This is a genomic window from Kineococcus rhizosphaerae (assembly GCF_003002055.1).
Lineage (GTDB): Bacteria > Actinomycetota > Actinomycetes > Actinomycetales > Kineococcaceae > Kineococcus > Kineococcus rhizosphaerae.
In genome coordinates this window covers 1-22,524 of sequence record NZ_PVZF01000005.1, presented here as the reverse complement: position 1 = coordinate 22,524, position 22,524 = coordinate 1, and the positions used below count along the sequence as shown (strand labels likewise).

Here is a 22,524-nt window from a genome sequence, read left to right as displayed (position 1 = left end):
CTCCCGCCCCGGATCGCGCCGGATCAGGGCGGAAGGTGTGCCTCCGGCGGGACGAGGGGTGGTGGGAAAGGGGTCAGGGGTCCACGGCGACGACGTCGCGGCCGGACTCCTTGGCCCGGTAGAGCGCGGCGTCGGCGCGCGCGAGGACGTCGGACAGCTGCTCGCCCTCGCGCAGGAGCGCCACCCCGACGCTGACGGTGACCTGCAGCTGCGCGCCGCGCACGCCCACCGGGGTGCGGCGCACGCCCAGCCGCAGCCGTTCGGCCACCTCCCGTGCGTCCAGCGGCCCGCGACCCTCCTCGGGGTCGGGACTGGTCACGACGAGGGCGAACTCCTCGCCGCCGTAGCGGCCCAGGACGTCGGACTCGCGGGTCTCGTGCTGCAGCCGGCGCGCCACCGCCGTCAGCACCTCGTCCCCCGCGGCGTGGCCGTAGGTGTCGTTGACGGACTTGAAGTGGTCGACGTCCACCATGATCACCGCGACGTCGCGCCCCGCCGCCCGGCTCACCCGCTGCTCGCCCAGGCGCAGCAGGTGGCCCCGGGTGGCGACGCCGGTCAGGGAGTCCGTGCGGGCCAGGTGCTCGACCTGGGCGAACAGCCGGGCGTTCTCCAGGCCGATCGCCGCGGGAGCGGCCAGGGCCTGCGCCACGTGGGACCGCGACGCCGGCCCGTCGCCGCCACCGGAGAGCACCAGCGCCTCGGCCACCAGACCCGTCCGGTCCTTCAGGGGCACGACGAGCCACTGCTCGCCCTCGTCGGCGACCGGGCCCCGGGCCCCGGCCAGGTCGAGCAGCCCGCCCAGCCGGGTCGGCAGCGCACCGTCGCCGTGGGTGGCCGAGGCGCTCTCCAGGAGGCGCACGCAGTCGGGCTCGCCCTGCCAGTCGCGGCTCCAAGCGACCTCGCGCACGCTCGGGGCCCCGGCCGCCACGACGAGGGCCGGCGGGTCCGCGTCCACGCCCGGGCGTCCCGCGACCGGTACCAGGGCCCCCCGTCGCGCACCGAGCTCGGCGATGGCCGAGCGCAGCAGCCGGCGCCGGACGGTGGCCAGGTCCAGGCTGCCGGAGACCTCCTCGGTGACCCGGCGGACGGCCTCGGCCAGGTCGCGCTCGCGCTGCGCGCCGTGCACCTCGATCTCCAGCCGGGCCGCGCGCGCCGTCTCCAGGGACGCCGCGACCTGCCCCGCGATGAGCTGCAGCAGCTCCACGTCCCCGCGACCGAAGACCCCCTGGGCCATGCTGCTGACGGCCCACAGCACCCCCGTGCGCCGGCCCCGGACCAGCAGGGGGACGGCGACCACGCTGCGGGCCGCCTCCCCGTGGTGCTGCGCGTCGGGCGCGGGCTCGGGGCCGGTGTCGAAGGCGGAGCCGAGGGCGCCGCGCACGACGGGCCGGCCGGTGCGAGCGGCCCGGTCGGCCGCGGGGTCGACGGCGGGGTCGACGGGGGCACCCTGCGGCAGGTCGGTGCCCGAGCGGGTCCGGCCGGCGAACACGACGAGCTCGTCCTGGTCGTCCCGGACGGCCAGGACGGCCCGGTCGGCGCCGAGCACCTCGCACGCCTGGTCGAGGGCCAGGCGGACCACGTCCTGCGGGTCCAGGACCTGCGCGGCGTGCCCCACGTCGCGCATGGCCGACAGCAGCCGACGCCGGCGGCCCGGGGCGGGCGTCCAGGGGCCGCGGACGGCGCCCGCGGCGGGTGCCCCGGGCGGCAGGCCCGCGCGTCCGCGCTGGACGAGGCCCACCCAGCCGTGCTTCTCGGCCAGGGCGGTGGCCATCCACCGCATGCGGTCCGCGTCCGGCCGGGACCCGGCCCGCTCGACCACCTCGGCGCGCAGCTGCAGGACGTGGTGGTCCACCAGCGGCGCGTCGAGGTGGGCGCAGCGGACCTCGACCCGGCGCAGCAGCCGCGCCGCGCGCCGCGGGCGGCCCAGGCGGTGCGCGACCTCGGCGCGGGCCACGTCGACGAGGGCGTCCTGCACGGCGCTGCCCCGGCGCCGACCGAGGGCGCGCAGCAGCTCCGTGAGCTGGCGCTCCTGCCCGGCCAGGGCGCCGCCGGCCCGTTCCAGCTGCGCGGCGCGGGTCAGCCGGCCGCGCAGCACGAGGGTCAGCACCCAGCGGACCTCGGACGCCCCGCGCAGCCGGGAACCACGGACCAGCCGCAGGACCTGCTCGCCGACGCGGTCGAACCGCTCGGACAGGTCGCCCTGCTGCAGGAGCCAGTCGGTCGTCACGAGCTGCAGCTGCAGCTCGTGCAGGGGCGAGACCCCCTCCGCGCCGTCCGTGGCACCGCTCGTGGCCTCGCCCGCCGGGTTCTGCACCGCCTCGCCGGCCACGTCGCGCCGCAGGGCCTCCAGCAGGTCACCGGCCTCCCCGGGGCGCCCCTTGGCCCCCAGGACGGCGACCCGCACGAGCTCGAGCCCGGCCGGCACGGGCGCCCCCTCGGGCACCCGCCGCAGGGCCCGGGCCTGCCAGGCCGCGGCGGTCCCCAGGTGCCCCGCGGCCAGCCGTTCCAGCACCACGGCCTGCGTGCCGAGGACGTAGGCCGGCAGGTCGAGCCACTGCCCGTCGGCCTCCAGCACGTCGGCCACGGCCCGCCACGTCCCGCCGGCCCGCAACCGGCGCAACCCCTCCGCCAGCCGCAGCGAGGCCACCAGGGTCGGGTCGCCCTCACCGGCGCGGGGGGTCGGGGGCGTCAGCGGCAGCCCCACGAGGTCGGCGCTGCCGGGCAGCCGGACCGGCAGGACCGTGAGCCGTCCGGTCAGGGCCTGGTCCAGGGCCGCGCGCACGGTCCGCCGGGCGTCGCGGGCCAGGTCGGGCCGGCGCGCCCGCAGCGCGTGCGCCCACGCCGCCACCGCGGTGGGGGTTGCCACCACCGCCCGCCCCGTCTGCAGGTCCGCGGCGGCGGCCTCCCGCAGCAGGACGGCGTGCGCGCCCTCCAGGGTCGCCCGCTCCACCTCGCGCGGGGAGTCCAGCCGGTGCCGGCTGGCGCGCCGGTGGCCGCGGGCCAGGACGGACCCGGCCAGGACCAGCAGCGAGGCCAGCGCGAACGTCCACCAGCCGGTCGTGCCCGTGGGCCGGGGGGCCCCGAGGGTCCGCAACCCCTCGGCCGCGGCGCGGGAGGTGCGGTCCGGTGCCCGCGGCGTCCGTTCGTGCCGGTGCAGCACGGCGACCTCGCCGAGCGCGACGGCGCGTTCGACGGGGTCCTGCGCCGTGCGGACCAGGTGGTCCAGGTGGGTGCGGGCGTCGGCGTGGCGGCCCTGCCGGGCCAGGCACGCGGCCAGCAGCCGCCGCAGCCGGGGGTCCAGGGCCAGACCGGCCCCGTCGGCCGTCCGGACCGCCTGCGACAGCAGCGTGACGGCGCTGTCGGAGGCGAACTGGCGGGCCGCCTCCACGCCCGCGGCCGCGCACGCGTCGACGACCTCGGAGGGGGTGACCGCGTCCCCGGCGCGCAGGTGCTGGTGCGCGCACGCGAACAGCGCGTCCCGGTCGGTGCCCTCCCCGCGGGCCCGGGGACCGGCGCGCAGGACGCGGGCCAGCCGGGCGTGCAGGGCACGGCGCTCGCCCTCCTCGACGCCCTCCAGGACGGCGTCGACGACCTGCTGGTGCAGGAACTCGTGTCGGCCCCCGGGCAGGGCCCGCAGCAACCGGGCGGCGACCCCGGAGGCGAGCCCGGCGTGGACGGCGTCGGCGTCCACGCGCGGGCCCGCGGCGCGCAGCACGAGGTGGTCGTCGACCGAGCGTCCGCACGCCGCGGCCAGCCGCAGCACGTCGCGGTGTCCCGCCGGCAGTTCGTCCAGCCGGCGCAGCAGCGCCGTCAGCAGCCGCGGTGCGACGGGAACCGCTTCCAGCGCAGCGTGTTCCAGGCGCCAGTGGCCCCAGTCGGGCAGCAGTCCGCCGGCGTCGAGCAGCGTCGTCAGCAACGTCAGCAGCGCGCCGGGGTTGCCCGCCGCGCGCGAGACCAGGGCCGTGGCGACCGAGTCGGTCACCACGGCGCCCGGCAACCGGCGGCGCACGACGGCGCGGGCCGCGGCGTCGGACAGGGCGGGCACCTCCAGCACGACGGCGCGCGCGGTCTCGAAGCCGGGGATCGCGTCGTCGTCGTCGGTGCCGGAGCGGGGCCGGTCGACCAGCACGACGAGCAGCGGCAGGTCCGCGCACTCGCCCGCCACCCAGCGCACGACGGCCAGGGTCGAGGCGTCGGCGTGCTCGGTGTCGTCGAGGACGACGAGCAGGGGACCGGTGCGCGCCGCGTGCTGCAGCAGCTCCTCGGCCAGGGCCTGCGGGCGGGGGTCGTCCAGGTCCTCCCGGTCGAGGACGGCCGTCCCGCTCTGCGCCGCGGGCGCCTCGGCGGTGCCCGGGCCGGTCGCGGTGAGGCCGGCCGTGGTCATGGCCCGGCGCAGCGCGCTCAGCGGCGCGCTCGGGGACCGGGTGGTGTCCAGCACGACCGCCGCCGCCCCCTGGGCCAGGACCTTGCGCCGCAACCGCTCGACGAGGGCCGAGCGTCCCGTCCCCGCGGCTCCGCGCACGACGACGACACCTCCCGCGCCGGCGCCGGCGTTGTCCCAGGCGGCGTCCAGCAGGGCGCTCTGTCGACCGCGCTCCAGCAGCGGCCCGTCGGTCGGGCTGGTCCAGCTGCGCCGTCCCAGCGCGACGTCGGGGGAGGTGTCGGCGGCGATCCGGGCCAGCTCGTCCGCCACGGCACCGGCGTCGTCGGGGCGCTCCTGCGGGTCCGGCAGCAGGAGCCGGCGCAGCAGTCCGCCCAGGGCCGCGGGCACGTCCGGGCCCAGGGTCCGCGGGTCCAGGGGCGCCAGCCGCGCGAGCCGGCGGCGGACCTGCGCGGCGTCGGCGCCGGTGACGGGGGTGCGTCCGGTCAGGCACTCCAGGAGGACCGCGCCCACCGAGTACAGGTCGGAGCGGTGGTCCACGGGGCTGCGCACGACCCCCGCCTGCTCGGGGGAGCGGTACAGCAGGGCCCCGGTCTCGGCGTCCGAGCCGTCGCCGCCGGTGCCGCGCGGGTCGGCGTGCCGCCGTCCGGGCTCGTCGGGGTGCGCCGGCGGCCCGGTGGGGCTGCCCGTCTCCAGGTGCGCCACGCCGAGGTCGACCAGCACGCCCCGGCCCGCCCGGGTGAGCAGCACGTTCGACGGCTTCACGTCGCGGTGCACGAGGCCGTTGAGGTGCAGCGCGTGCAGCGCGTCGCAGACGTCGACGACCAGCCGCAGGGTCGTGGCCACCGGCAGCGGGCCCGTGGGGACCTCGGAGGGGTCCGCGGCGGGGCCGGCCGGGGAGTGCAGCAGGTCGGCCAGCGAGGTGCCGTCGTGGGCGTCCATGACGATCGCGAGCCGGCCCTCGACCTCGGTCACCGCGTGCACCCGGGTGAGCCCCGGGTGGTGGACGCTGGCCAGCAGCGCCGCCTCGCGGCGCAGGGTGCGCTCGCCCTCGGAGGGGTCCGGCGGGGCAGCGCCGGGCGGACCGGGCCGCTGGCGCTTGAGGGCGTACTCCCGGTCGCCGCGCACGGCGAGGTGGACGACCGACCCGGCGCCGCGGCCGAGCTCGCGCAGGACCGTCCACGGGGGCTCGACGGTCTCCACGCTCAGCCGGGAGACGGTCGGTGCGGGGACCAGACTCACCTCCCCGGGGGGCAGCGTCGTGCCGCGCCCGGGACGGGTCGAGCTCGCATCCCCCATGAGAAGCCGTTTCCTCGTCGTCGACCGGAACCGATGGTCACCCTAGGGCATCGGTGATCAACGACGAGTGCGCATCCGGAGAACGACGGGCGTCACTCCGGCTCCCGGCCCTCCTGCGGGGTCCGGTCCTCGCCCCGGTCGTCTGCCCGGTCCTCGCCGCGGTCCTCGCCGCGGTCATCTGCCCGGTCCTCGCCGCGGTCGTCGAGGGTGCCGCGCCGCGCCGCCAGCAGCCGGCGGAACGAGGCCAGCCGGACCGGGCCCGCGGCCCCGGCCCGGCCCGCGGCCACCCACCCGTCGAGCCCGCAGTCGGGCTCGACGTGCGTGCACCCGCGCGGGCAGTCCTCCTCGCCGGGCAGCAGGTCGGGGAAGGCCCGCAGCACCGACTCCGGGTCCACGTGCGCCAACCCGAAGGAGCGCACGCCCGGGGTGTCGATCACCCACCCGCCGCCGGGCAGCGCCAGCGCCGACGACGCCGACGACGTGTGACGGCCCCGGCCCGTCACGGCGTTCACGTGCCCGGTGGCCCGCTCCGCGTCCGGCACCAGGGCGTTGACCAGCGTCGACTTGCCCACGCCGGAGTGCCCCACCAGCACGCTCGTGCGGCCCGCCAGCCGCTCGCGCACCGCGTCCAGGCCGAGCAGCCCCCCGGGCCCGCGCGAGGTCACGACGGCCTCCAGCCCCAGCGGCGCCCAGGTCGTCAGCACCTCCTCGGCGGGGCGCAGGTCGCCCTTGGTCAGGCACAGCAGCGGCGTCATCCCGGCGTCGTAGGCCGCCACGAGGCAGCGGTCGACGAGGCGCGAGCGCGGTTCGGGGTTCGCCACCGCGGTCACCACGACCAGCAGGTCCGCGTTGGCCACCACGACCCGCTCGATCGGGTCGGTGTCGTCCGCCGAGCGGCGCAGCTTCGTGCGCCGCTCGTCGATGCGCACGATCCGCGCCAGCGTGTCCGTCGTGCCGGAGGTGTCCCCGACCAGCCCCACCCGGTCGCCCACGACGACCCCCGTGCGCCCCAGCTCCCGCGCCCGCATGGCCGTCACGACGCGCTGCTCGGCGCTGCCCTCGCCGACCAGGCACGTCGAGCGGCCGCGGTCGACGGCCACGACGAAGGCGTCGACGGCGTCGGCGTGGGCAGGGCGGTCCTTCGTGCGCGGCCGCGAACCCCGCCGGTTGGGGCGGACCCGGACGTCGTCCTCGTCGAAGCGGCCCAGCGGCCCCCGCTGCCGCGGGCTCAGGCGCCGACTCCGGCCAGCATCGACGCCCACATCCCGGGGAAGTCGGGCAGCGTCTTGCGGGTGGTGGCGATGTCCTCGACCAGGACGCCCTCGACGCGCAGGCCCACGAGGGCCCCCGCGGTGGCCATCCGGTGGTCGGCGTAGCTGCGGAAGACCCCGCCGTGCAACGGCTTCGGGTGCACCAGCAGGCCGTCGCGGGTCTCCTCGGCGTCGCCGCCGAGGCTGTTGACCTCGGTCACCAGGGCCTTGAGGCGGTCGGTCTCGTGCCCGCGCAGGTGGGCGATGCCGCGCAGCCGGCTGGGGGAGGAGGCCAGCGCCGCGAGCGCCGTGACGACGGGGGCGAGCTCGCCGGCCTCGTGCAGGTCCAGGTCGACGCCGTACAGCTCGCCGGTGCCCTCCACGAGCAGGCCGTCGCGGTCCAGCGACACCTCGGCGCCCATCTGGTCCAGGACGTCGCGCAGGACGTCGCCGGCCTGGGTCGTCGACTGCGGCCAGCCCGGGACGCGGACCCGGCCGCCGGCCACGGCCGCCGCCGCCAGGAACGGCCCGGCGTTGGACAGGTCCGGCTCGACCTGGACGTCCAGGGGGTTGATCTCCCCGGCCTCGACGAGCCAGCGGCCCGGGACGGAGTCGTCCACCAGGACCCCGGCGTCGCGCAGCACCTCGACCGTCATCCGGATGTGCGGCAGGCTCGGGACGGGCGGGCCGTCGTGGACGACCTCGAGCCCCTCGCGCGTGCGGGCGCCCACCAGCAGCAGCGCGGAGACGAACTGGCTGGAAGCCGAGGCGTCGATGCGGACCGTCCCCCCGCGCAGGCCGCCGGCCGGGCCCTGGACGCTGAATGGCATCAGGCCGCGGCCGCCGTCCTCGACGACCGCGCCCAGCTGCCGGACCGCGTCCAGGACGGCGCCCATGGGGCGCTCGCGGGCCCGGTCGTCGCCGTCGAACTCGACGGGGGAGTCGGCCAGGGCGGCCACCGGCGGCAGGAAGCGCATGACGGTCCCGGCGAGGCCGCAGTCGATGCGGGACCCGCCCGTGACCGGCCCCGGGCGCACGACCCAGTCGTGCGGGCCCACGCCCTCGGCCGCGTGGCCGCCCTCGACGACGTCGGCGCCGAGCTGGCGCAGCGCGTCGGCCATGAGCAGGGTGTCGCGCGAGGCCAGCGGCGCGCGCAGCAGGGAGGGGCGTTCGGCCAGCGCCGCGACCACCAGGTAGCGGTTCGTCAGCGACTTCGAGCCCGGCACCGGGACCACCGCGTCGAGGGGACCGGCCGCGGTCGGCGCGGCCCACAGCTCGTCGGGTGCGGGCGCCGGGCTCGAGGGTCTGCTGGGCGGATCGTTCGGGGTCACGGGAGGCATCCTCGCAGCCGCCCCGGACAGCTGGCGAGCACGGACCGCCCGGCCCCGGCCGCCGCTCAGCCCAGCTTGGCGGCCGCGAGCTGGACGTCCTTCTTGCCGAGCTCGGCGGCGTGCAGGGCCTCGCGCGCCGCCAGCTTCGCCAGCCGCTGCGCGTCGCGGCCCGCGCGCTTGCCCCGCCACAGCGCGCCGGGCTTGCCGGCGGTGTCGGCGGCGGCGAGCAGGGCCGCGCCGAGCAGGCCCACGTCGGCGAGGAAGTCGCCCAGGACCTCGGCGCGCACGGTGGAGTCCTTCTCGGACCAGAACGGGTGGTTCACGACCACGCTCGGCGCGGCCGTGACGGCCAGGACCGTCGCGGCCAGCCGCGGGGCCTTGCCGAGCGCGAAGAGCACCCCGGCCCCGACCGTGACGGCCCCGTTGAGGCGCACGAGCAGGACCGGGTCGTCCGGCAGGCGCAGGACGCCCGCCGCGCGGTGCGCCAGCGGTTCGGCCGAGGGGGCGAGGTCGCCGGCGTGCCGGACCTGGTCGATCCCGTTCTTGATGAAGATCGCCGCGAGCATCGGGCGGGCCAGTCGTCGCACCACAGTCATGGGCATTGCCTACCGCACCCGCGTGATCACCGCGAACGGGGGCCCGTGTCGGACCCGGGTGGCAGGGTGGGCCCCATGTGCGGTCGCTACGCCCTGCGTCGGGAGCTCGACGACCTCGTGGAGGAGTTCGAGGTCGACGACAACACCATCGGTGCCGACGACGCCGTCACGCGCTCCACCAACGTCGCGCCCACGACGACCCCGCCGGTGGTCCTGGAGCGCTTCCGCAAGGACGAGCCCGACGCCCCGCCCACGCGCTCCCTGCGCGCGCTGCGCTGGGGTCTGGTCCCCAGCTGGTCCAAGGACGCCTCGGGGGCGGCGCGGATGGTCAACGCCCGCGTGGAGTCCCTGCTGTCCAAGCCCGCCTTCGCCAAGGCCGCGCTCGCCCGCCGGTGCCTGGTGCCCGTCGACGCCTGGTACGAGTGGCAGACCAGCCCCAGCGCCACCGAGGGCGGCAAGCCCCGCAAGCAGCCGTTCGCCGTCGCCGCCGCCGACGGGTCCGTCCTGTCGCTGGCCGGCGTCTACGAGTTCTGGAAGGACGAGTCCAAGGCCCCCGAGGACCCCTCGCGCTGGCTGGTGTCCTTCGCGGTCGTGACGACGGCCGCCGAGCCGGGCCTGGACCGGCTGCACGAGCGGATGCCCCTGGTGGTCCCGCGCGACCTGCGCGACCCCTGGCTGGATCCCTCCCTCGACGACGCCGACGACGTGTCGTCCCTGCTGCAGGCCGTGCCGCGCGACCTCTTCGCCGGCGGCGCGCTGGAGGCCCACCCCGTCTCCCGTGCCGTCGGCAACGTGCGCAACCACGGCGCCGACCTGCTGGACCCCGTGCCCCCGGCCGACCTCGAGGGGGTCGTCGACCTGCGCACGGGGGAGCTGCTGGGCGCGTGACGGAATGGTCGCGCCGGGTGCTGCGTTGTCCCGGGCATGCCGTCCGCTCCACTCCTCGAACCAGTACGTGAGCCCGTTCGCGAGCCCGCGCGCCGGGTCGAGCCGCGTTCCCCGCACCGCCGGGGGACGGCCGGCCCACCCGGTCGGCGGGACGGACGGGGTCCGCGCGTGAGCGCCGCCCCCACCCAGGGCCTAGGCTCGGGCGCGATGACCGAGAAGACCGAGCAGGTCGCCGACGCGACGTCGGCCGAGGAGACCGCGGACCAGCGGGCCGCGCGCTTCGAGCGCGACGCGCTGCCGTTCCTGGACCAGCTGTACTCCGCCGCCCTGCGCATGACCCGCAACCCCGCCGACGCCGAGGACCTCGTCCAGGACGCGTTCGCGAAGGCGTACGCCGCGTTCCACCAGTTCACCCCGGGGACCAACCTCAAGGCGTGGCTGTACCGGATCCTGACGAACACGTACATCAACACGTACCGCAAGAAGCAGCGCGAACCCCAGCAGTCGCACTCCGACGAGATCGAGGACTGGCAGCTGGCGCGGGCCGAGGCGCACTCCTCCACCGGTCTGCGTTCGGCCGAGACCGAGGCGCTGGACCACATGCCCGACTCCGACGTGAAGCGGGCGCTGCAGCAGGTCCCGGAGGACTTCCGGCTGGCGGTCTACCTGGCCGACGTCGAGGGGTTCGCCTACAAGGAGATCGCCGAGATCATGGGCACGCCGATCGGGACCGTGATGTCCCGGCTGCACCGTGGTCGTCGTCAGCTGCGCGAGCTCCTGCGCGACTACGCCGTCGACCGCGGCGTCTCGGGTGCGACCCAGAAGGAGAGTGCGTCGTGAGCGGGACCGGTGCCCACGGGGCCAAGCACTGCCACGAGGTCCTGGACCGTGCGTTCGAGTACCTGGACGGGGAGATGCCCGACCTGGACTGCGAGCAGTTGCGCGCGCACCTGGAGGAGTGCGCCAGCTGCCTGGAGCAGCTGGCCGAGGACGAGAAGCTGAAGCGGGTCATCCGCGACGGCTGCCCGTGCGAGGAGGCCCCGCAGACCCTGCGGGCGCGCATCCTCGTGTCCATCACCGAGGTCGGCGTCGGCACCGCCCGCTGAGCCCGGCACGAACGAGGCCCCGGATCCGTCGAGGATCCGGGGCCTTCGTCGTGAGCGCTCGCTCAGGCGTTGGGGCGCTTGCCGTGGTTGGCGCCGTTGCCCTTGCGCGAGCGGCGCTTGCGGCCTCGCTTGCTCATGGTGTCCTCCTCGGTGGTGGGTGAATCTCCGTCGACCATCGTCCCACGGGGTGAGGGGTGCTCAAGGTCGCGCCCCGGGCGTCCGATGCCGCACGGGTGACGATCACGCAGGGGACCGAGGGACACGCCGGCGCCGGGCACCGGGCCGTGCCGGCCGAACCGCTGATCACCCCCTACCTGCGTGCGCTGGTCGACCTGCGGGGCTCGGACCTGCACTGCAAGGCCGGCTCGCCCCCGCGCATCCGGATCGACGGCCGGCTGCGCTCGCTGCAGGCGCCCGCGCTCACCGCCGAGGTCACCGAGCGGATGCTCGAGGAGATCCTGCGCGACGACCTCGTGGAGGAGTTCGCCCGCACCCACGAGGCCGACTTCGCCTACAGCCTGCCCGCCGGGGCGGGCCGCTTCCGCGTCAACGCCTTCCGCCAGCGCGGTTCCGTGGGGCTCGTCCTGCGCCGGGTCGCGGCCCAGGCCGTCCCGCTGGCCGGGCTCGGCGTCCCGCCGGTCATCGAGCAGCTCGCGCTCGAGCACCGCGGGCTGCTGCTCGTCACCGGCCCCACCGGCTCGGGCAAGACGACGACCCTGGCGGGGATGATCGACCACATCAACACGGTCCGCGAGTCGCACATCGTGACCATCGAGGACCCCATCGAGGTCCTGCACACCGACAACCGCTCCATGATCAGCCAGCGCGAGGTCCGCCTCGACACCGCCGACTTCACCACCGCGCTGCGGGCCGCCATGCGCCAGGACCCCGACGTCATCCTCGTCGGGGAGATGCGCGACCAGGAGACCGTCAAGGCCGCCCTGTCGGCCGCCGAGACCGGGCACTTCGTCATGTCGACCCTGCACACCATCGACGCGGCCGAGACGATCTCGCGCATCATCGACTTCTTCCCCCCGCACGAGCAGAAGCAGGTCCGCCTGGCCCTGGCCGGGTCGCTGCGCGGCATCGTCTGCCAGCGCCTGGTGCCCCGCGCCGACGGGGCGGGGCGGTGCGTCGTGATGGAGATCTGCGTCAACACCGGGCGCGTCGCCGACGCGATCGCCGACCCCGACAAGACGAACCTCATCACCGACCTCATCAAGGAGGGGCAGTACTACCAGATGCAGACGTTCGACCAGCACCTCGTGGCGCTGGTCCGCGACGGCATCGTCACCCTCGAGGACGCGCAGGGCGCCGCGAGCAGCCCCCACGACCTCGCCGTCGAGCTGCGCCGGCTGGGGATCCTGGCCTGAGCGCGGGTCCCCCGGAGGGCGACCTCCCGGGGGCACCCGCCGGGGACGGTCCCGGTGCCCGCTCAGGCGTCCAGGTCCACGAGGTGGACCCGGTTTTGCCTGCCGCCTTCGCCGCGTACATCGCGTCGTCGGCGGCCCGGACGAAGTCCTCACCGGAGCGCCGCACCGCACGGCCCAGGACCAGGCCGAGGCTGGCGCTGACGGTCACGGTCGCCGCGCTCAGCGGGAACGGCCGGGCCAGCGTCGCGGTCAGGCGCTCGGCCACGGTCAGCGCCTCGGGGATCGCGCCGGGTCCGGCGGGAGCGCAGGTCGAGGCGGTGAGGAACTCGTCCCCGCCCAGGCGCCCGACGAGGTCGGCCGACCGGCAGCCCGCCCGCAGCCGCGCGGCGGCGGCGGTGATCAGCTCGTCCCCGGCGCCGTGGCCGTAGCGGTCGTTGACGGCCTTGAACCCGTCGAGGTCGACGAAGCACACGGCCACCCGGGCACCGCGCACGGCGGCGCGCCCCAGCAGGTCGTCGAGACCGTCGAGCAGCCCGGCCCGGTTGGCCAGGCCGGTCATGTCGTCGCGCAGGGCGCGCGAGCGCAGCTCGGCGTGCAGCTCGCTCATCTCCTCGGAGGAGATGCGCATGGCCCGTTCCAGCACGTACCGGGACCGGTCGTGCTCGGTGTAGACGTCGGAGACGCCGGTGATCAGCGTGCGCCACTGCTGCGGGTCCGGTGCGCTCGAGGCGTCCAGCCCCAGCCGGCGCAGCTGCCGGGCCAGGACCCGGTGCACGGCGGGGCCCGCGTCGGCGCTCACGCGCGCTCGCCGAGGACGGCGACGGTGAGCGTCTTGTTGTGCAGGTCGCACGAGCGCGCGGCCGTCGGCGCGAGCTCGCCGTAGGTGTAGAACCCGACGACGGGGGTCCCGGCGGGCAGCCCCGCCACGACCGACTCCAGCTCGTCCTCCGTGCGCGAGCCCAGGGCCAGCCGCCGCCCCAGGCACGTGACGACCAGCGCCAGGCCGACGGGGGCCGAGGCGGCGGCGACGGCGTCCCGAGCGGCGACCTCGGCGGCGTCGGCCAGCGCCTCGGAGTCCTGGTGCAGCAGCTGCGCGGTGCAGCCCTGGGGCACGTCGCCGGTGAGCAGGATGGTGTCGGCGGCGTGGTCGACGCCCAGCACCGAGCGCACCACGGGGGTGTCCGGTTCGCCGGGCCGGCGGATGGCCAGCGGGAACCGCAGACCGGCCACGGGCAGGCCGCGGGCCTCATCGCCGAGGTAGCGCTCGTACAGGGCCAGCGCGGGCCGGCCGTCCAGCTCGTGGAGCGTGGCGCCCTCCGAGCGGGTCACCCGCCGCTGCGGGCCCAGGTCGGCCCAGCCGCTGCCGGTGCCCACGCCGAGCCCGACCCGGTCGCCGTACAGGCCCACCGCGGTCAGGGCCCCGGTCTGCGGGCGGCCCTCGACCAGCACCCAGCACTGGGGCAGCGCCCCGCCGGGCACGGGCAACCCGGCGCTCATGCCGCCGAAGACGGGGACGGTGCCGCCGGTGCCGCGGGACAGCCCCGCGGCCACCGCGTTGCCGACGACGTCGCGGCCCTGGGACAGGACGAGGACGGCGGCCAGGTCGCCGCCGTCGGCCGAGGGGTCCGGGCGGCCGTGCCGCAGCAGGCGCTCGCCCAGCCGGGCCCCGGCCTCCTCGGAGGTGGCCGCCGTCAGCGGGGTGTGCTCGAGCACCAGCCGCGTGCGCTCGAAGACGAGGACGGCGACGAGGACCTCCTCGTCCAGCAGCCCCTCACCCAGGACGAGACCGGCGGTGGAGCAGCCCAGGACGCTGGACGTCGGGTAGGCGGCCCGCACGTCGTCGACGGGCACGTCGGCGGCCGGCACGGCCGGGCCGGCGAGCACCAGGACCAGCGTGCGGGGTCCGTCCGCGACCGGCAGCGGCGTGGACCACCCCTGCGCGCGGTCCCAGCGCGCGTGGTGCACTCGCACGTCGGTTCCTCCTCGGACGGGTCGTCGTGGTGTTCTCGACGCCTCCGGGGACGGACTTGACGGCTCGTGCCCCTACCGGCGCTGCGGGAGGTGGGGGAGGGGGCCGTCCTCGGACCACTCCCGCGAGGCGCGGGAGTCGGCGCCGAAGCGGGGTGCGGTCAGGGCCAGCACCACGAGCACGAGGAGGACGAGCAGGGCGGGCAGGTCGGTGGTCACAGCGTCAGCCTCCGCCGCCCGGCCCGGCGCGACGAGTGGCAGCTCTGCCGGTGTTCGTCCACATCCTGCCAGCATGTCGGGGCGCCCTCAGGGGGTGAGGGCGCTGCCGAGGAGGTCCAGCGCTCGGCCGGTGTCGCCCCGCACGACCAGCGTCGGCTCCTGCGGCGTCGCGCGCCGCCACAGCAGGCGCACCAGGTCGACGTCCGGCCCGGCCACCGACGCCACGACCGGGCCGGCGCCCAGGACCCAGCGCCGCGACCCCAGCAGCTCGACGGCCACCACGGGGGCGGGCACCCGGCCCAGCCGCACCTGGCGCGGGTGCACCGAGTCCACGACCTCCGCGACCGCGTCGGCGACGACCCCGGCCCCGCCCCCGCGCGGCAGCCCCGCGGCGTCGGCCAGGTCCCACGTGTGCACGAGGGTCTCGTGCAGCTGCCGCCGCGCCCAGTCGGCGACCACCCCGGCACCGGCGAACGTCGGGCACGGCCGGGCCGGGTCCTCGTCGAGCGCCGCCAGCAGCTCGCGCGCGGCGACCGCGTAGGCCGCGCACGGCGCGGGGTCGGGGGCGGGGTCGGCGTCGTCCGGGAGCGCTGCGCCGACGGGCAGGCGCGTCACGGCCGCGGCCCAGCGGTGCACGCCGGTCAGGTGGGCCAGCAGGTCGCGGACCCGCCAGCCCGGGCACCCCGGGACGCGGGCGTCCGGGTCGGTCTCGCGGGCCAGGGTCCAGAACGCGCGCTGCTGGGCCTCGAGCGCGGCCCGGGCGTCCAGGGCGTCCGCAGGTGGCGGGGGAGGGCTGGTCGTCATCCCGGCAGCCTGTCGGCCGTCGTCCCCGGCGGCGAGTGGCAGCTCTGCCGCGGGTGCACCGCATCCTGCCAACCACGTCAGGCCCTGGCACACTCGGCCCATGGGCCGCAGCGGAGACCTCCACGACGTCGCCGTCGTCGTCGACGAGGGGTTCTCCGCGTTCGAGTTCTCCGTGGCCTGCGAGGTCTTCGGCATCGACCGCACCGACGACGGCGTCCCGCCGTTCCGCTTCGCCGTCTGCACCGAGCAGGCCGGCCCCGTCGCCTCCCGGCAGGGGTTCTCCCTGAGCACCGAGGACCGGCTCGACCGTCTCGACACCGCCGACCTCGTCATCGTCACGCCCACGAAGCTGGGCTTCGGGCCGCCCCGCCCGCAGCTCACTGAGCGCCTGCACGCCGCCGTGGACCGCGGGGCGACCGTGGCCAGCTTCTGCAGCGGGTCCTTCACCCTCGCCCACACCGGTCTGCTGGACGGCCGCCGCGCGACCACCCACTACCTGTACGCCGCCGAGCTGGCCCGCCGGTTCCCGCTCGTCGAGGTCGTGCCCGACGTCCTGTACGTCGAGGACGGCCCGCTCGCCTCCAGCGCCGGGACGTCCGCGGGCATCGACCTGTCCCTGCACCTGGTCCGCCGCCACCACGGGTCGGCCGTCGCCACGGCCATCGCCCGGCGCATGGTCGTCCCCCCGCACCGCGACGGCGGCCAGGCCCAGTACGTCGAGGCCCCCGTGCGCCCGTGCGCCGACGAGTCCCTGGCCGCCGCCCTCGACTGGGCCGCGGGGCACCTGCACACCGACATCGACGTCGCCGCCTGGGCCCGCGCCGCGACCATGTCGCCGCGCACCTTCGCCCGCCGGTTCCGCGCCGAGACCGGGGTCACGCCCCACCGCTGGCTCCTGGAACGCCGTGTCGCGGCCGCCCGGCTGCTGCTGGAGGACGGCGACGAGAGCGTCGACGAGGTCGCCCGGCGGTGCGGGTTCGGGTCCCCGGCCATGCTGCGCCAGCACTTCCTGCGGCTGGTCGGCACGACCCCCACGGCCTACCGCCGGACCTTCCGCGGGGCCCGGCACCCCGAGCCCGTCCGGCTCGCACCCACCGCATGACGTTCCTGCGCAAGCTCTTCGCCGACGTCCACGCCCGCCTGCACGGGCACGACCTGTTCCTCGTCTCCGCCGGCGTCACGTTCTACGCCGCCATCGCCCTCGTGCCCTCGCTCGTCGTCGTCGTCCGGCTGCTGGCCGCCGTCATCGGCCCCGGCCAGGTCGTCGAGCTCGCCGACGCCGTCGGCCGCGCGCTGCCCGAGGCGCAGGGTGCGGGCGAGGTGGTGCGGGGCCTGGCCGCGACCGCCGTCGACGTCCGCTGGGTCGCCGTCCTCGTCGCCCTCGTGCCCGCCACCGTCTACGGGGAGGGGCTGCGCCGGGGGTTCGCCCGCGTCAGCGTCCGCCACCCCGAGCCCGCGCCCCCGGCGGTGCGGGGGCGGATCGGGTCCTGGAAGGTGCGGGCCAAGGCGCTGCCGCTGCTCCTGCTGGCCCCGGCGGGTTTCCTGGCCGTCCTGGAGGTGGCGCCCTTCCTCGTGCGGTTGTTCGGCTCCGGCTCCTTCGGCAGCTCGGCCCTGGCCGTCTACGTCGCGCTCAACGTGGACTGGCTCGTCGTGTCGCCCGTGCTCGTCTACGTCTACAAGGTCCTCGGGCCCGTCCGGCCGGGGTGGTGGGCGGCGCTGTGGGGCGGGTACGCCACCGGGGCGTTCGTGTCGGGCTTCCTGCAGGGCTTCGTGCTGTTCCTGGCCATCCCCGTCGACCTCGGCGCCCCCTTCGGCGGGTACGCCCAGGTCGGGGGAGCGGTCGCGGTGTGCCTGTGGCTGTGGGTCTTCACCGCACTGACGGTCTACGGCTACGCGGTCACCCTCGAACTGCAGCGGCACCGGGACGCGCGCACCCCGCACGACGCGGTCAGCGCGGTCTGAGGCGGGCCCGCGCACCGGCGGGCGCCGGACCGGGCCGAGAGGTCAGCCGCCGGCCAGCAGCTCGCGGGCCACGGCCTCCGAGAACGCCCAGTCCTCGGGGAACGTCACCTCCAGGTCCTCACCCCTGGCCTGCGCCTCCTCCAGGCCCGGCACGTCGTCCTCCTCCCAGCGGACGGCCCGGCCCCCGACGTACCAGCCGCAGGAGCGGAACTCCGAACCGTCGGAGGACACGCTGTGCACCACGAGGCCGGGGTGCTGCGCGCTCAGCGTCCTCCACACCGTCTCCGGCCCCGACCACGGCGTCCCCAGCCCGTACACCAGGCGGTCGGCCCGCTCCTCCAGCAGTTCGGTGTCGACCTCGGGCCGGGAGGTGCCCCAGGCCGCGAACGCCCGCTCGTGGTCCCAGGCGTTCACGTCCAGGCCGGTGGGGACGGCGGCCTCCAGGCTCAGCACGTGCCCCGGGAACGCCGGGACGGGCGGGCGGACCTGCTCCCGGACCGCCGCCAGGACCGCGGGGTCCAGCGCGAAGAACGTGACGGTCGAGTCGGCGGTGTTGGACACGGCACCAGCGTGCCAGCCCCGGCACCGTCGCGGGTCAGCGCAGCGTGAACTGGCGCACCTGGTCGTCGAGCTGGCGCGCCACCGCCGACAGGTCCTCGACGGAACCGCGCACCGCGCCGACCTCCGCCGTCGTCCCGTGCACGGCCCCGACCGTCCGCTCCAGGGCGCTGGAGATCCCCGAGGACCGGTCGGCCGCGACGTGCAGGGTGCCGCTGACGGCCGTCGTGGTGGCCAGCTGCTCGGCGACGGCCGCCGCGATCGTCGTCTGCAGCTCGTCGATGTGCGCGATGGTCTCGGTGATGCGGGCGATGTCGGCGCGCACCGCGGACGCCTCCGACTGCACGGCCGTCAGCGTCGGGGCGATCTCCTCGGTGGCCAGCGCCGTCTGCCGCGACAGCTCCTTGACCTCCTCGGCGACGACGGCGAACCCGGCCCCGGCCTCCCCGGCGCGGGCGGCCTCGATGGTGGCGTTGAGGGCCAGCAGGTTCGTCTGCGCCGCGATCGCCGTGATGGTGCGCAGCACGTCGGCGATCTGCTGGGAGCTGGACCCCAGCCGCTCCACCGTCCCGGTCGCGGTCTGCGCGAGCTGCACGGCGTCGGCGGCCACGAGCGTCACGCTGCTGGTCGTGGCGGACACCTCGTCGGCGGCCGCGCGCAGCTGCTCGACGGCCGCGGACACCTCGTGGACCCCCGCCGAGACGGTCGTCGCGTCCCCGGTGACCTGCACGATCTGCGCCGCGGTCGACGTCGCCGTCCCCGCCAGCCGGTCGCTGGCCCCGTCGAGGGTGCGGGCGGCCTCGGTGACGCGGCCCGCGCCGGCGTTCATGGCCACGAGCGCGTCGCGCACCGCGGAGGTGGCCTCGTCCAGGGCCCGGCCCATCGTGCCGAGCTCGTCGTCGCCGTGGCGCTCGCCGTCGGCCAGGACGCGCGCCGACAGGTCCCGGGCGGCCACGCGGCGCAGGACGGCGGTGAGCCGGCCGATGCGGGCCACCAGCGAGCGGGCCAGCAGGGCGATCACCGCGGCCATGAGCAGCGCGACGCCGGCCCCGAGCAGGACGGTGTTGCGGACCAGGCTGGCCCCGCCGGCGGCGACCCGGTCCGTCACGGCCGTCGTGTCGGCGTCGGGCAGCCAGCTCGTCACGACCCAGTTGTAGGCGCCGTAGCGTGAGACGCCGACGGTGTAGCCGCCCGCGGGCAGCCGGACGTGCGTGGTCGTGAACTCCCCGGGCTGCAGGCCCTTCGCGGTCGCCAGCAGCTGCTGGACGTAGGGGTGCCCGTCGGCGTCGACGGCGTCGGCCATCGCGTCGCCGTCCTTCGCCCCTTCCGGCGCGACGACGGCGGTCCCGCTGGTGGCGGCCGCGTCGGAGAAGACGGCGTAGTAGCCGTTGCGGCCGACCGTGGAGGACGCCAGGGCCTGGCGCAGGGTGTCGGTGACGTCGGCCTGCGGCAGGCCGACGAAGACCGCCCCGACGACCTGGTCGCCGACCTTCAGCGGTTCGTAGACCGTGACGTAGGGCTTGTCCACGACCGTCGCGGTGCCGTGGTACGTCTGGCCCGCCAGCAGCGACTTCACGACGGCGTTGGGGGTGCCGTCGGCGCCGGTGGCGGGGATGTAGGTGCCGATGGCGCGCGAGCCGTTCGCACCGACGACCGTCGTCGCGACCCGCAGCATGTCGCCGGCGTCGTTCATCTTCTGGAAGACGGTGACGGCCGCCCCGGTCAGCCGGGCCGACTCGTCGATGGCGGGGACCGGCACCGACGGGTCGCCCTGCTGCCCGAGCCAGGTGCCGCCGAACTCCAGCCGCGGCAGCGTCACGCTGCTCTTGGCCTTGGTGGCCTGGTTGGTGGCGGTCCACGTCGCGCTCTGCCCGGTGTCGACGGCGGCCGGGCCGAACTGGCCCAGCCGGTCACCGGTGACGCGCAGGTCGGAGTCGAGCCAGTTCTGCACGGCGGCGGCCTGCGCCGCCACCGTCGTCTGCACCTGCGTCCCGGCGTCGTGCAGGGACTGCTCGGACATCGTGCGGACGTCGGCGGCGGTGTCCTGGGACAGCCCCCGGACCTGCACCGCGGACAGCGCGCTGAGCAGGCCGGCGGTCACGACGACCGCGCCCACCCCCGGCAGCAGGAGCTGGGAGCGCAGCGAACGGGGGCGCAGAGAAGGGGCCACGGATCTAGACATCGGCCCATGGGGGCTAGAACTCAAGCGCTCGCCGGCTGTTCACGACACGGAGGTCGGCGTCTCCCGGTGGTCGCCCGTGCGGCCGTCGACGAGCTCGCGCAGCACGTCCACGTGCCCGGCGTGCCGGGCCGTCTCCTCGATCATGTGGATCAGCACCCAGCGCAGGGTGACGGTGGCCCCGTGCCACGCGGTCCCGCGTTCGGTGACCTTCAGCTCGCCGATCACCGCGTCGGCCGCGGCCCGGGCGCGCTCGTAGTAGGCGAGCACCCCCTCGGTCGTCTCCCAGGGGTGGATCCGCCAGTCCGCCTGCGGGTCCTCGTCGAGGACGGCGGAGGAGATCTCGTCGCTGGGGCGGCCGAAGGTGGAGCAGAACCAGCCGTACTCGACGCTGGCCAGGTGCTTCACGGTGCCCAGCAGGGTGATCTCCGACCCGACGACCCGCCGGCGCAGCTGCTCGTCGTCGAGACCCTCGAGCTTCCACAGGAGCGCCTCGCGGTGACGCTGCAGGCTGGCCACCAGGCTCGGCTTCTCTCCCGCGGTGTACGGAACGAGCGTCATGCGCCGGAATCTACGGGGACCCCCGCGCCGGTCGCCACCCGGTGGTGTCCGCCGCGCCGCCGCCGAGCGCACCGCCGCGGTCCGGACCCCTACGATCACGGCGTGGACGCCTACGTGGAGGGCCTGTTCGTCTACCCGGTCAAGGGCATGACGCCGCAACCCCTCGAGCGCGTCGCGCTGACGCCCGGTCGTGGCGTCCCCCACGACCGGACGATCGCCCTGGCCCGCCCCGGCGGGAAGTACGTGCCCGGGATGCGGCACGGCATCTCCAAGCGCGAGTACTTCGTCCTCGTCGCCGAGGAACGGCTCGCGGGCCTGAGCACGCACCTGGACACCGCGACGGGGGATTTCACCGTCGACGTCCGCGGCCACCGCGTGCTCACCGCGGACCTCGGCAGCGAGGCGGGGCTGGCGCAGCTGCGGGCTTTCTACGCCCGGGTCCTGGACCTGCCCCCCGGCGTCGAACCCGTCGTGGCCCGCGATCCCGGCCGCCGCTTCACCGACACCGCCCACAACTCCGACGAGGAGATGGAGTACGTGTCCGTCGTCAACCTCGCCTCGGTGCGCGACCTGCAGGAGCGGACCGGCACCCGCCTGGACCCGCTGCGGTTCCGCGCGAACGTCCACGTCGAGGGGCTGGAGCCGTGGGCCGAGACCGACCTGGTGGGCCGGGAGTTCTCCCTCGGCGGCGTGCGCGTGCGGGGGACCAAGCCCACCGCCCGCTGCGCCGCGACGGAGGTCGAACCGGGCACCGGCCGGCGCGACCTGCCGGTGCCGCAACTGCTCTCGCGGACGTACGGGCACGAGGTCATGGGGTTCTACGTCCAGGTCCTGACCGCCGGTGAACTCGCGGTGGGGCAGCGCGTTGCCTGAGCTCCTGCACCTGCGGGTGGCCGAGAGGACCGACCTGACCCCCGCCGTCGCCCGGTTCGTCCTGCGCGACCCGGACGGTGCGACGTTGCCCGCCTACCGCGGCGGGGCGCACGTCACCGTCACGACCCCGAACGGGCAGCGTCGCAGCTACAGCCTGGTCGAGCCGGGTGGGCGCACCCCCGGGCAGTACGTCGTCTGCGTGCGCCGGGAGGCCGGCGGGCGGGGCGGCTCGGTGAGCCTGCACGACGACGTGCGGGTGGGCGACGTCCTGGAGGTCACCTGGCCCACCAACACCTTCGCGCTGCGGCCGGCGAAGCGGTACCTGTTCATCGCCGGGGGCATCGGCATCACCCCGATCCGGGCGATGGTCGGGGAACTGCGCGCCCGCGGGGGAGTGCAGGTGGAGCTGGTCTACCTGACGAGGAACCCGGGGGAGACGGCGTTCCTCGACGAGTTCTCGAGCGACGGGACGCTGCTGCACCACAGCGCCACCCACGGCCGCCTCGACCTGTGGCCCCTCCTGGAGCACCCCGACGACGACGCGCGGGTCTACTGCTGCGGCCCGACGCCGCTCGTCGAGGAGGTCCTCGCCCTCACGGTGCACTGGCGGCCCAGCCGCGTGCACGTCGAGGACTTCGCCGGCGTCGACGCCCTCGGGGGACGGCGCGCCCCGTTCACCGCCGTCTGGGCCCCGACGGGGGCCCGCGTCGAGGTGCCGGCCGACAAGACCCTGCTGAACGCCCTGCGGGGCCGCGGGATCGACGTCGACGCCTCCTGCGAGTCGGGCACCTGCGGCACCTGCCGGTTGCGGCTGGTGGCCGGTGAGGCCGACCACCGCGACCTCGTCCTGAGCGCCGACGAACGCGCCGGGTACGTCATGCCCTGCGTCTCCCGGGCCGTGGGCGAGGAGATCACGGTCACACCCGCTTGACCTCCAGCGCGCTGGAGGATCGAGGGTCGGGCCATGACCTACACGCTCCCGGACCTGCCCTACGACTACTCCGCGCTCGAGCCCCACATCTCCGGGGCGATCATGGAGCTGCACCACGACAAGCACCACGCCACCTACGTCGCCGGGGTCAACACCGCCCTGGAGAAGCTGGCCGAGGCCCGCTCGAAGGACGACCTGGCCACGGTCAACCTGCACGAGAAGAACCTGGCCTTCAACCTCGGCGG

The 22,524-nt window shown here is 76.3% G+C and carries 20 protein-coding genes and 1 pseudogene; 9 read left to right on the top strand and 12 right to left on the bottom strand.

What is annotated here, in order from left to right; translation table 11 throughout:
• Nucleotides 1-73: 73 nt before the first annotated feature.
• From CLV37_RS11070 to CLV37_RS11055, 4 genes are all read right to left on the bottom strand, one after another.
• On the bottom strand, nt 74-5,623 hold the full coding sequence (locus tag CLV37_RS11070; RefSeq protein WP_170127195.1) for a diguanylate cyclase: 5,550 nt from the start codon (nt 5,621-5,623) through the stop codon (nt 74-76).
• 149 nt (nt 5,624-5,772) lie between these two features.
• The gene (gene rsgA, locus CLV37_RS11065) at nt 5,773-6,888 is read right to left on the bottom strand and encodes a ribosome small subunit-dependent GTPase A (protein ID WP_342762263.1); all 1,116 of its coding nucleotides are present in this window, start codon (nt 6,886-6,888) and stop codon (nt 5,773-5,775) included.
• 20 nt (nt 6,889-6,908) lie between these two features.
• Nucleotides 6,909-8,270: a 3-phosphoshikimate 1-carboxyvinyltransferase gene (gene aroA / locus CLV37_RS11060; protein WP_106210243.1), complete on the bottom strand. Its 1,362-nt coding sequence runs from the start codon at nt 8,268-8,270 to the stop codon at nt 6,909-6,911.
• Nucleotides 8,271-8,326: 56 nt separating this feature from the next.
• Complete coding sequence (locus CLV37_RS11055; RefSeq protein ID WP_106210241.1) at nt 8,327-8,857, bottom strand: DoxX family membrane protein; 531 nt, start codon at nt 8,855-8,857, stop codon at nt 8,327-8,329.
• Between the two features lie 75 nt (nt 8,858-8,932).
• On the opposite strand from CLV37_RS11055, the gene CLV37_RS11050 reads away from it, so the two are divergent.
• The 3 genes from CLV37_RS11050 (at nt 8,933) to rsrA (ending at nt 10,851) form a co-directional block, all read left to right on the top strand.
• Entirely contained in the window at nt 8,933-9,745 is an 813-nt protein-coding gene (locus CLV37_RS11050; RefSeq protein ID WP_106210239.1) for an SOS response-associated peptidase, read from the top strand.
• A 207-nt stretch (nt 9,746-9,952) separates the two neighbouring features.
• On the top strand, nt 9,953-10,585 hold the full coding sequence (locus tag CLV37_RS11045; RefSeq protein WP_106210237.1) for a sigma-70 family RNA polymerase sigma factor: 633 nt from the start codon (nt 9,953-9,955) through the stop codon (nt 10,583-10,585).
• On the top strand, nt 10,582-10,851 hold the full coding sequence (gene rsrA / locus CLV37_RS11040; RefSeq protein ID WP_106210235.1) for a mycothiol system anti-sigma-R factor: 270 nt from the start codon (nt 10,582-10,584) through the stop codon (nt 10,849-10,851). Before CLV37_RS11045 ends, rsrA begins: the two co-directional genes overlap by 4 nt.
• Nucleotides 10,852-10,913: 62 nt before the next feature.
• On the opposite strand, the gene CLV37_RS29205 is transcribed toward rsrA, so the two are convergent.
• A complete protein-coding gene (locus tag CLV37_RS29205; RefSeq protein WP_375791718.1) occupies nt 10,914-10,988 on the bottom strand; it encodes a 50S ribosomal protein bL37 in 75 nt (24 codons plus the stop codon).
• Between the two features lie 162 nt (nt 10,989-11,150).
• Here CLV37_RS29205 and CLV37_RS11035 point away from each other — a divergent pair, with 162 nt between their 5' ends.
• Entirely contained in the window at nt 11,151-12,224 is a 1,074-nt protein-coding gene (locus tag CLV37_RS11035; RefSeq protein WP_170127227.1) for a PilT/PilU family type 4a pilus ATPase, read from the top strand.
• Here CLV37_RS11035 and CLV37_RS11030 read toward each other — a convergent pair.
• The 4 genes from CLV37_RS11030 to CLV37_RS11020 form a co-directional block, all read right to left on the bottom strand.
• Nucleotides 12,142-13,023: a GGDEF domain-containing protein gene (locus CLV37_RS11030; RefSeq protein WP_106210231.1), complete on the bottom strand. Its 882-nt coding sequence runs from the start codon at nt 13,021-13,023 to the stop codon at nt 12,142-12,144. The two genes, CLV37_RS11035 and CLV37_RS11030, sit on opposite strands and share 83 nt — an antisense overlap.
• Complete coding sequence (locus CLV37_RS11025; RefSeq protein WP_106210229.1) at nt 13,020-14,195, bottom strand: FIST signal transduction protein; 1,176 nt, start codon at nt 14,193-14,195, stop codon at nt 13,020-13,022. Before CLV37_RS11025 ends, CLV37_RS11030 begins: the two co-directional genes overlap by 4 nt.
• Nucleotides 14,196-14,267: 72 nt before the next feature.
• On the bottom strand, nt 14,268-14,411 hold the full coding sequence (locus tag CLV37_RS27550; RefSeq protein WP_170127194.1) for a hypothetical protein: 144 nt from the start codon (nt 14,409-14,411) through the stop codon (nt 14,268-14,270).
• Between the two features lie 87 nt (nt 14,412-14,498).
• On the bottom strand, nt 14,499-15,215 hold the full coding sequence (locus CLV37_RS11020) for a maleylpyruvate isomerase family mycothiol-dependent enzyme (RefSeq protein ID WP_170127193.1): 717 nt from the start codon (nt 15,213-15,215) through the stop codon (nt 14,499-14,501).
• Nucleotides 15,216-15,315: 100 nt separating this feature from the next.
• Here CLV37_RS11020 and CLV37_RS11015 point away from each other — a divergent pair, with 100 nt between their 5' ends.
• Nucleotides 15,316-16,317, top strand: a complete 1,002-nt coding sequence (locus tag CLV37_RS11015) for a GlxA family transcriptional regulator (RefSeq protein ID WP_106210225.1) — start codon at nt 15,316-15,318, stop codon at nt 16,315-16,317.
• Complete coding sequence (locus CLV37_RS11010; RefSeq protein WP_106210223.1) at nt 16,314-17,177, top strand: YihY/virulence factor BrkB family protein; 864 nt, start codon at nt 16,314-16,316, stop codon at nt 17,175-17,177. Before CLV37_RS11015 ends, CLV37_RS11010 begins: the two co-directional genes overlap by 4 nt.
• Nucleotides 17,178-17,219: 42 nt before the next feature.
• On the opposite strand, the gene CLV37_RS11005 is transcribed toward CLV37_RS11010, so the two are convergent.
• The 3 genes from CLV37_RS11005 to CLV37_RS10995 are packed head-to-tail and all read right to left on the bottom strand — an operon-like array spanning nt 17,220 to nt 20,475.
• Entirely contained in the window at nt 17,220-17,738 is a 519-nt protein-coding gene (locus CLV37_RS11005) for a hypothetical protein (RefSeq protein WP_106210221.1), read from the bottom strand.
• A 34-nt stretch (nt 17,739-17,772) separates the two neighbouring features.
• Nucleotides 17,773-19,917: a methyl-accepting chemotaxis protein gene (locus tag CLV37_RS11000; RefSeq protein WP_106210219.1), complete on the bottom strand. Its 2,145-nt coding sequence runs from the start codon at nt 19,915-19,917 to the stop codon at nt 17,773-17,775.
• 39 nt (nt 19,918-19,956) lie between these two features.
• Nucleotides 19,957-20,475, bottom strand: coding sequence for a DinB family protein (locus CLV37_RS10995; RefSeq protein ID WP_106210217.1), 519 nt, complete (start codon nt 20,473-20,475; stop codon nt 19,957-19,959).
• Between the two features lie 102 nt (nt 20,476-20,577).
• On the opposite strand from CLV37_RS10995, the gene CLV37_RS10990 reads away from it, so the two are divergent.
• The 3 genes and pseudogenes from CLV37_RS10990 to CLV37_RS10980 form a co-directional block, all read left to right on the top strand.
• The gene (locus tag CLV37_RS10990; RefSeq protein WP_106210215.1) at nt 20,578-21,348 is read left to right on the top strand and encodes an MOSC domain-containing protein; all 771 of its coding nucleotides are present in this window, start codon (nt 20,578-20,580) and stop codon (nt 21,346-21,348) included.
• Entirely contained in the window at nt 21,341-22,279 is a 939-nt protein-coding gene (locus tag CLV37_RS10985) for a PDR/VanB family oxidoreductase (RefSeq protein ID WP_170127192.1), read from the top strand. Before CLV37_RS10990 ends, CLV37_RS10985 begins: the two co-directional genes overlap by 8 nt.
• A gap of 33 nt (nt 22,280-22,312) precedes the next feature.
• Nucleotides 22,313-22,524, top strand: a pseudogene (locus tag CLV37_RS10980) (superoxide dismutase); the annotation flags it as partial.

Bases quoted from the DNA above. Each gene is read 5' to 3' on its own strand.
- CLV37_RS11020 (WP_170127193.1), bottom strand. From the start codon at position 15,215: ATGACGACCAGCCCTCCCCCGCCACCTGCGGACGCCCTGGACGCCCGG.
- CLV37_RS11055 (WP_106210241.1), bottom strand. From the start codon at position 8,857: ATGACTGTGGTGCGACGACTGGCCCGCCCGATGCTCGCGGCGATCTTC.
- CLV37_RS11015 (WP_106210225.1), top strand. From the start codon at position 15,316: ATGGGCCGCAGCGGAGACCTCCACGACGTCGCCGTCGTCGTCGACGAG.
- aroA (WP_106210243.1), bottom strand. From the start codon at position 8,270: ATGCCTCCCGTGACCCCGAACGATCCGCCCAGCAGACCCTCGAGCCCG.
- CLV37_RS11050 (WP_106210239.1), top strand. From the start codon at position 8,933: ATGTGCGGTCGCTACGCCCTGCGTCGGGAGCTCGACGACCTCGTGGAG.
- CLV37_RS11045 (WP_106210237.1), top strand. From the start codon at position 9,953: ATGACCGAGAAGACCGAGCAGGTCGCCGACGCGACGTCGGCCGAGGAG.
- CLV37_RS11000 (WP_106210219.1), bottom strand. From the start codon at position 19,917: ATGTCTAGATCCGTGGCCCCTTCTCTGCGCCCCCGTTCGCTGCGCTCC.
- CLV37_RS10995 (WP_106210217.1), bottom strand. From the start codon at position 20,475: ATGACGCTCGTTCCGTACACCGCGGGAGAGAAGCCGAGCCTGGTGGCC.
- CLV37_RS11010 (WP_106210223.1), top strand. From the start codon at position 16,314: ATGACGTTCCTGCGCAAGCTCTTCGCCGACGTCCACGCCCGCCTGCAC.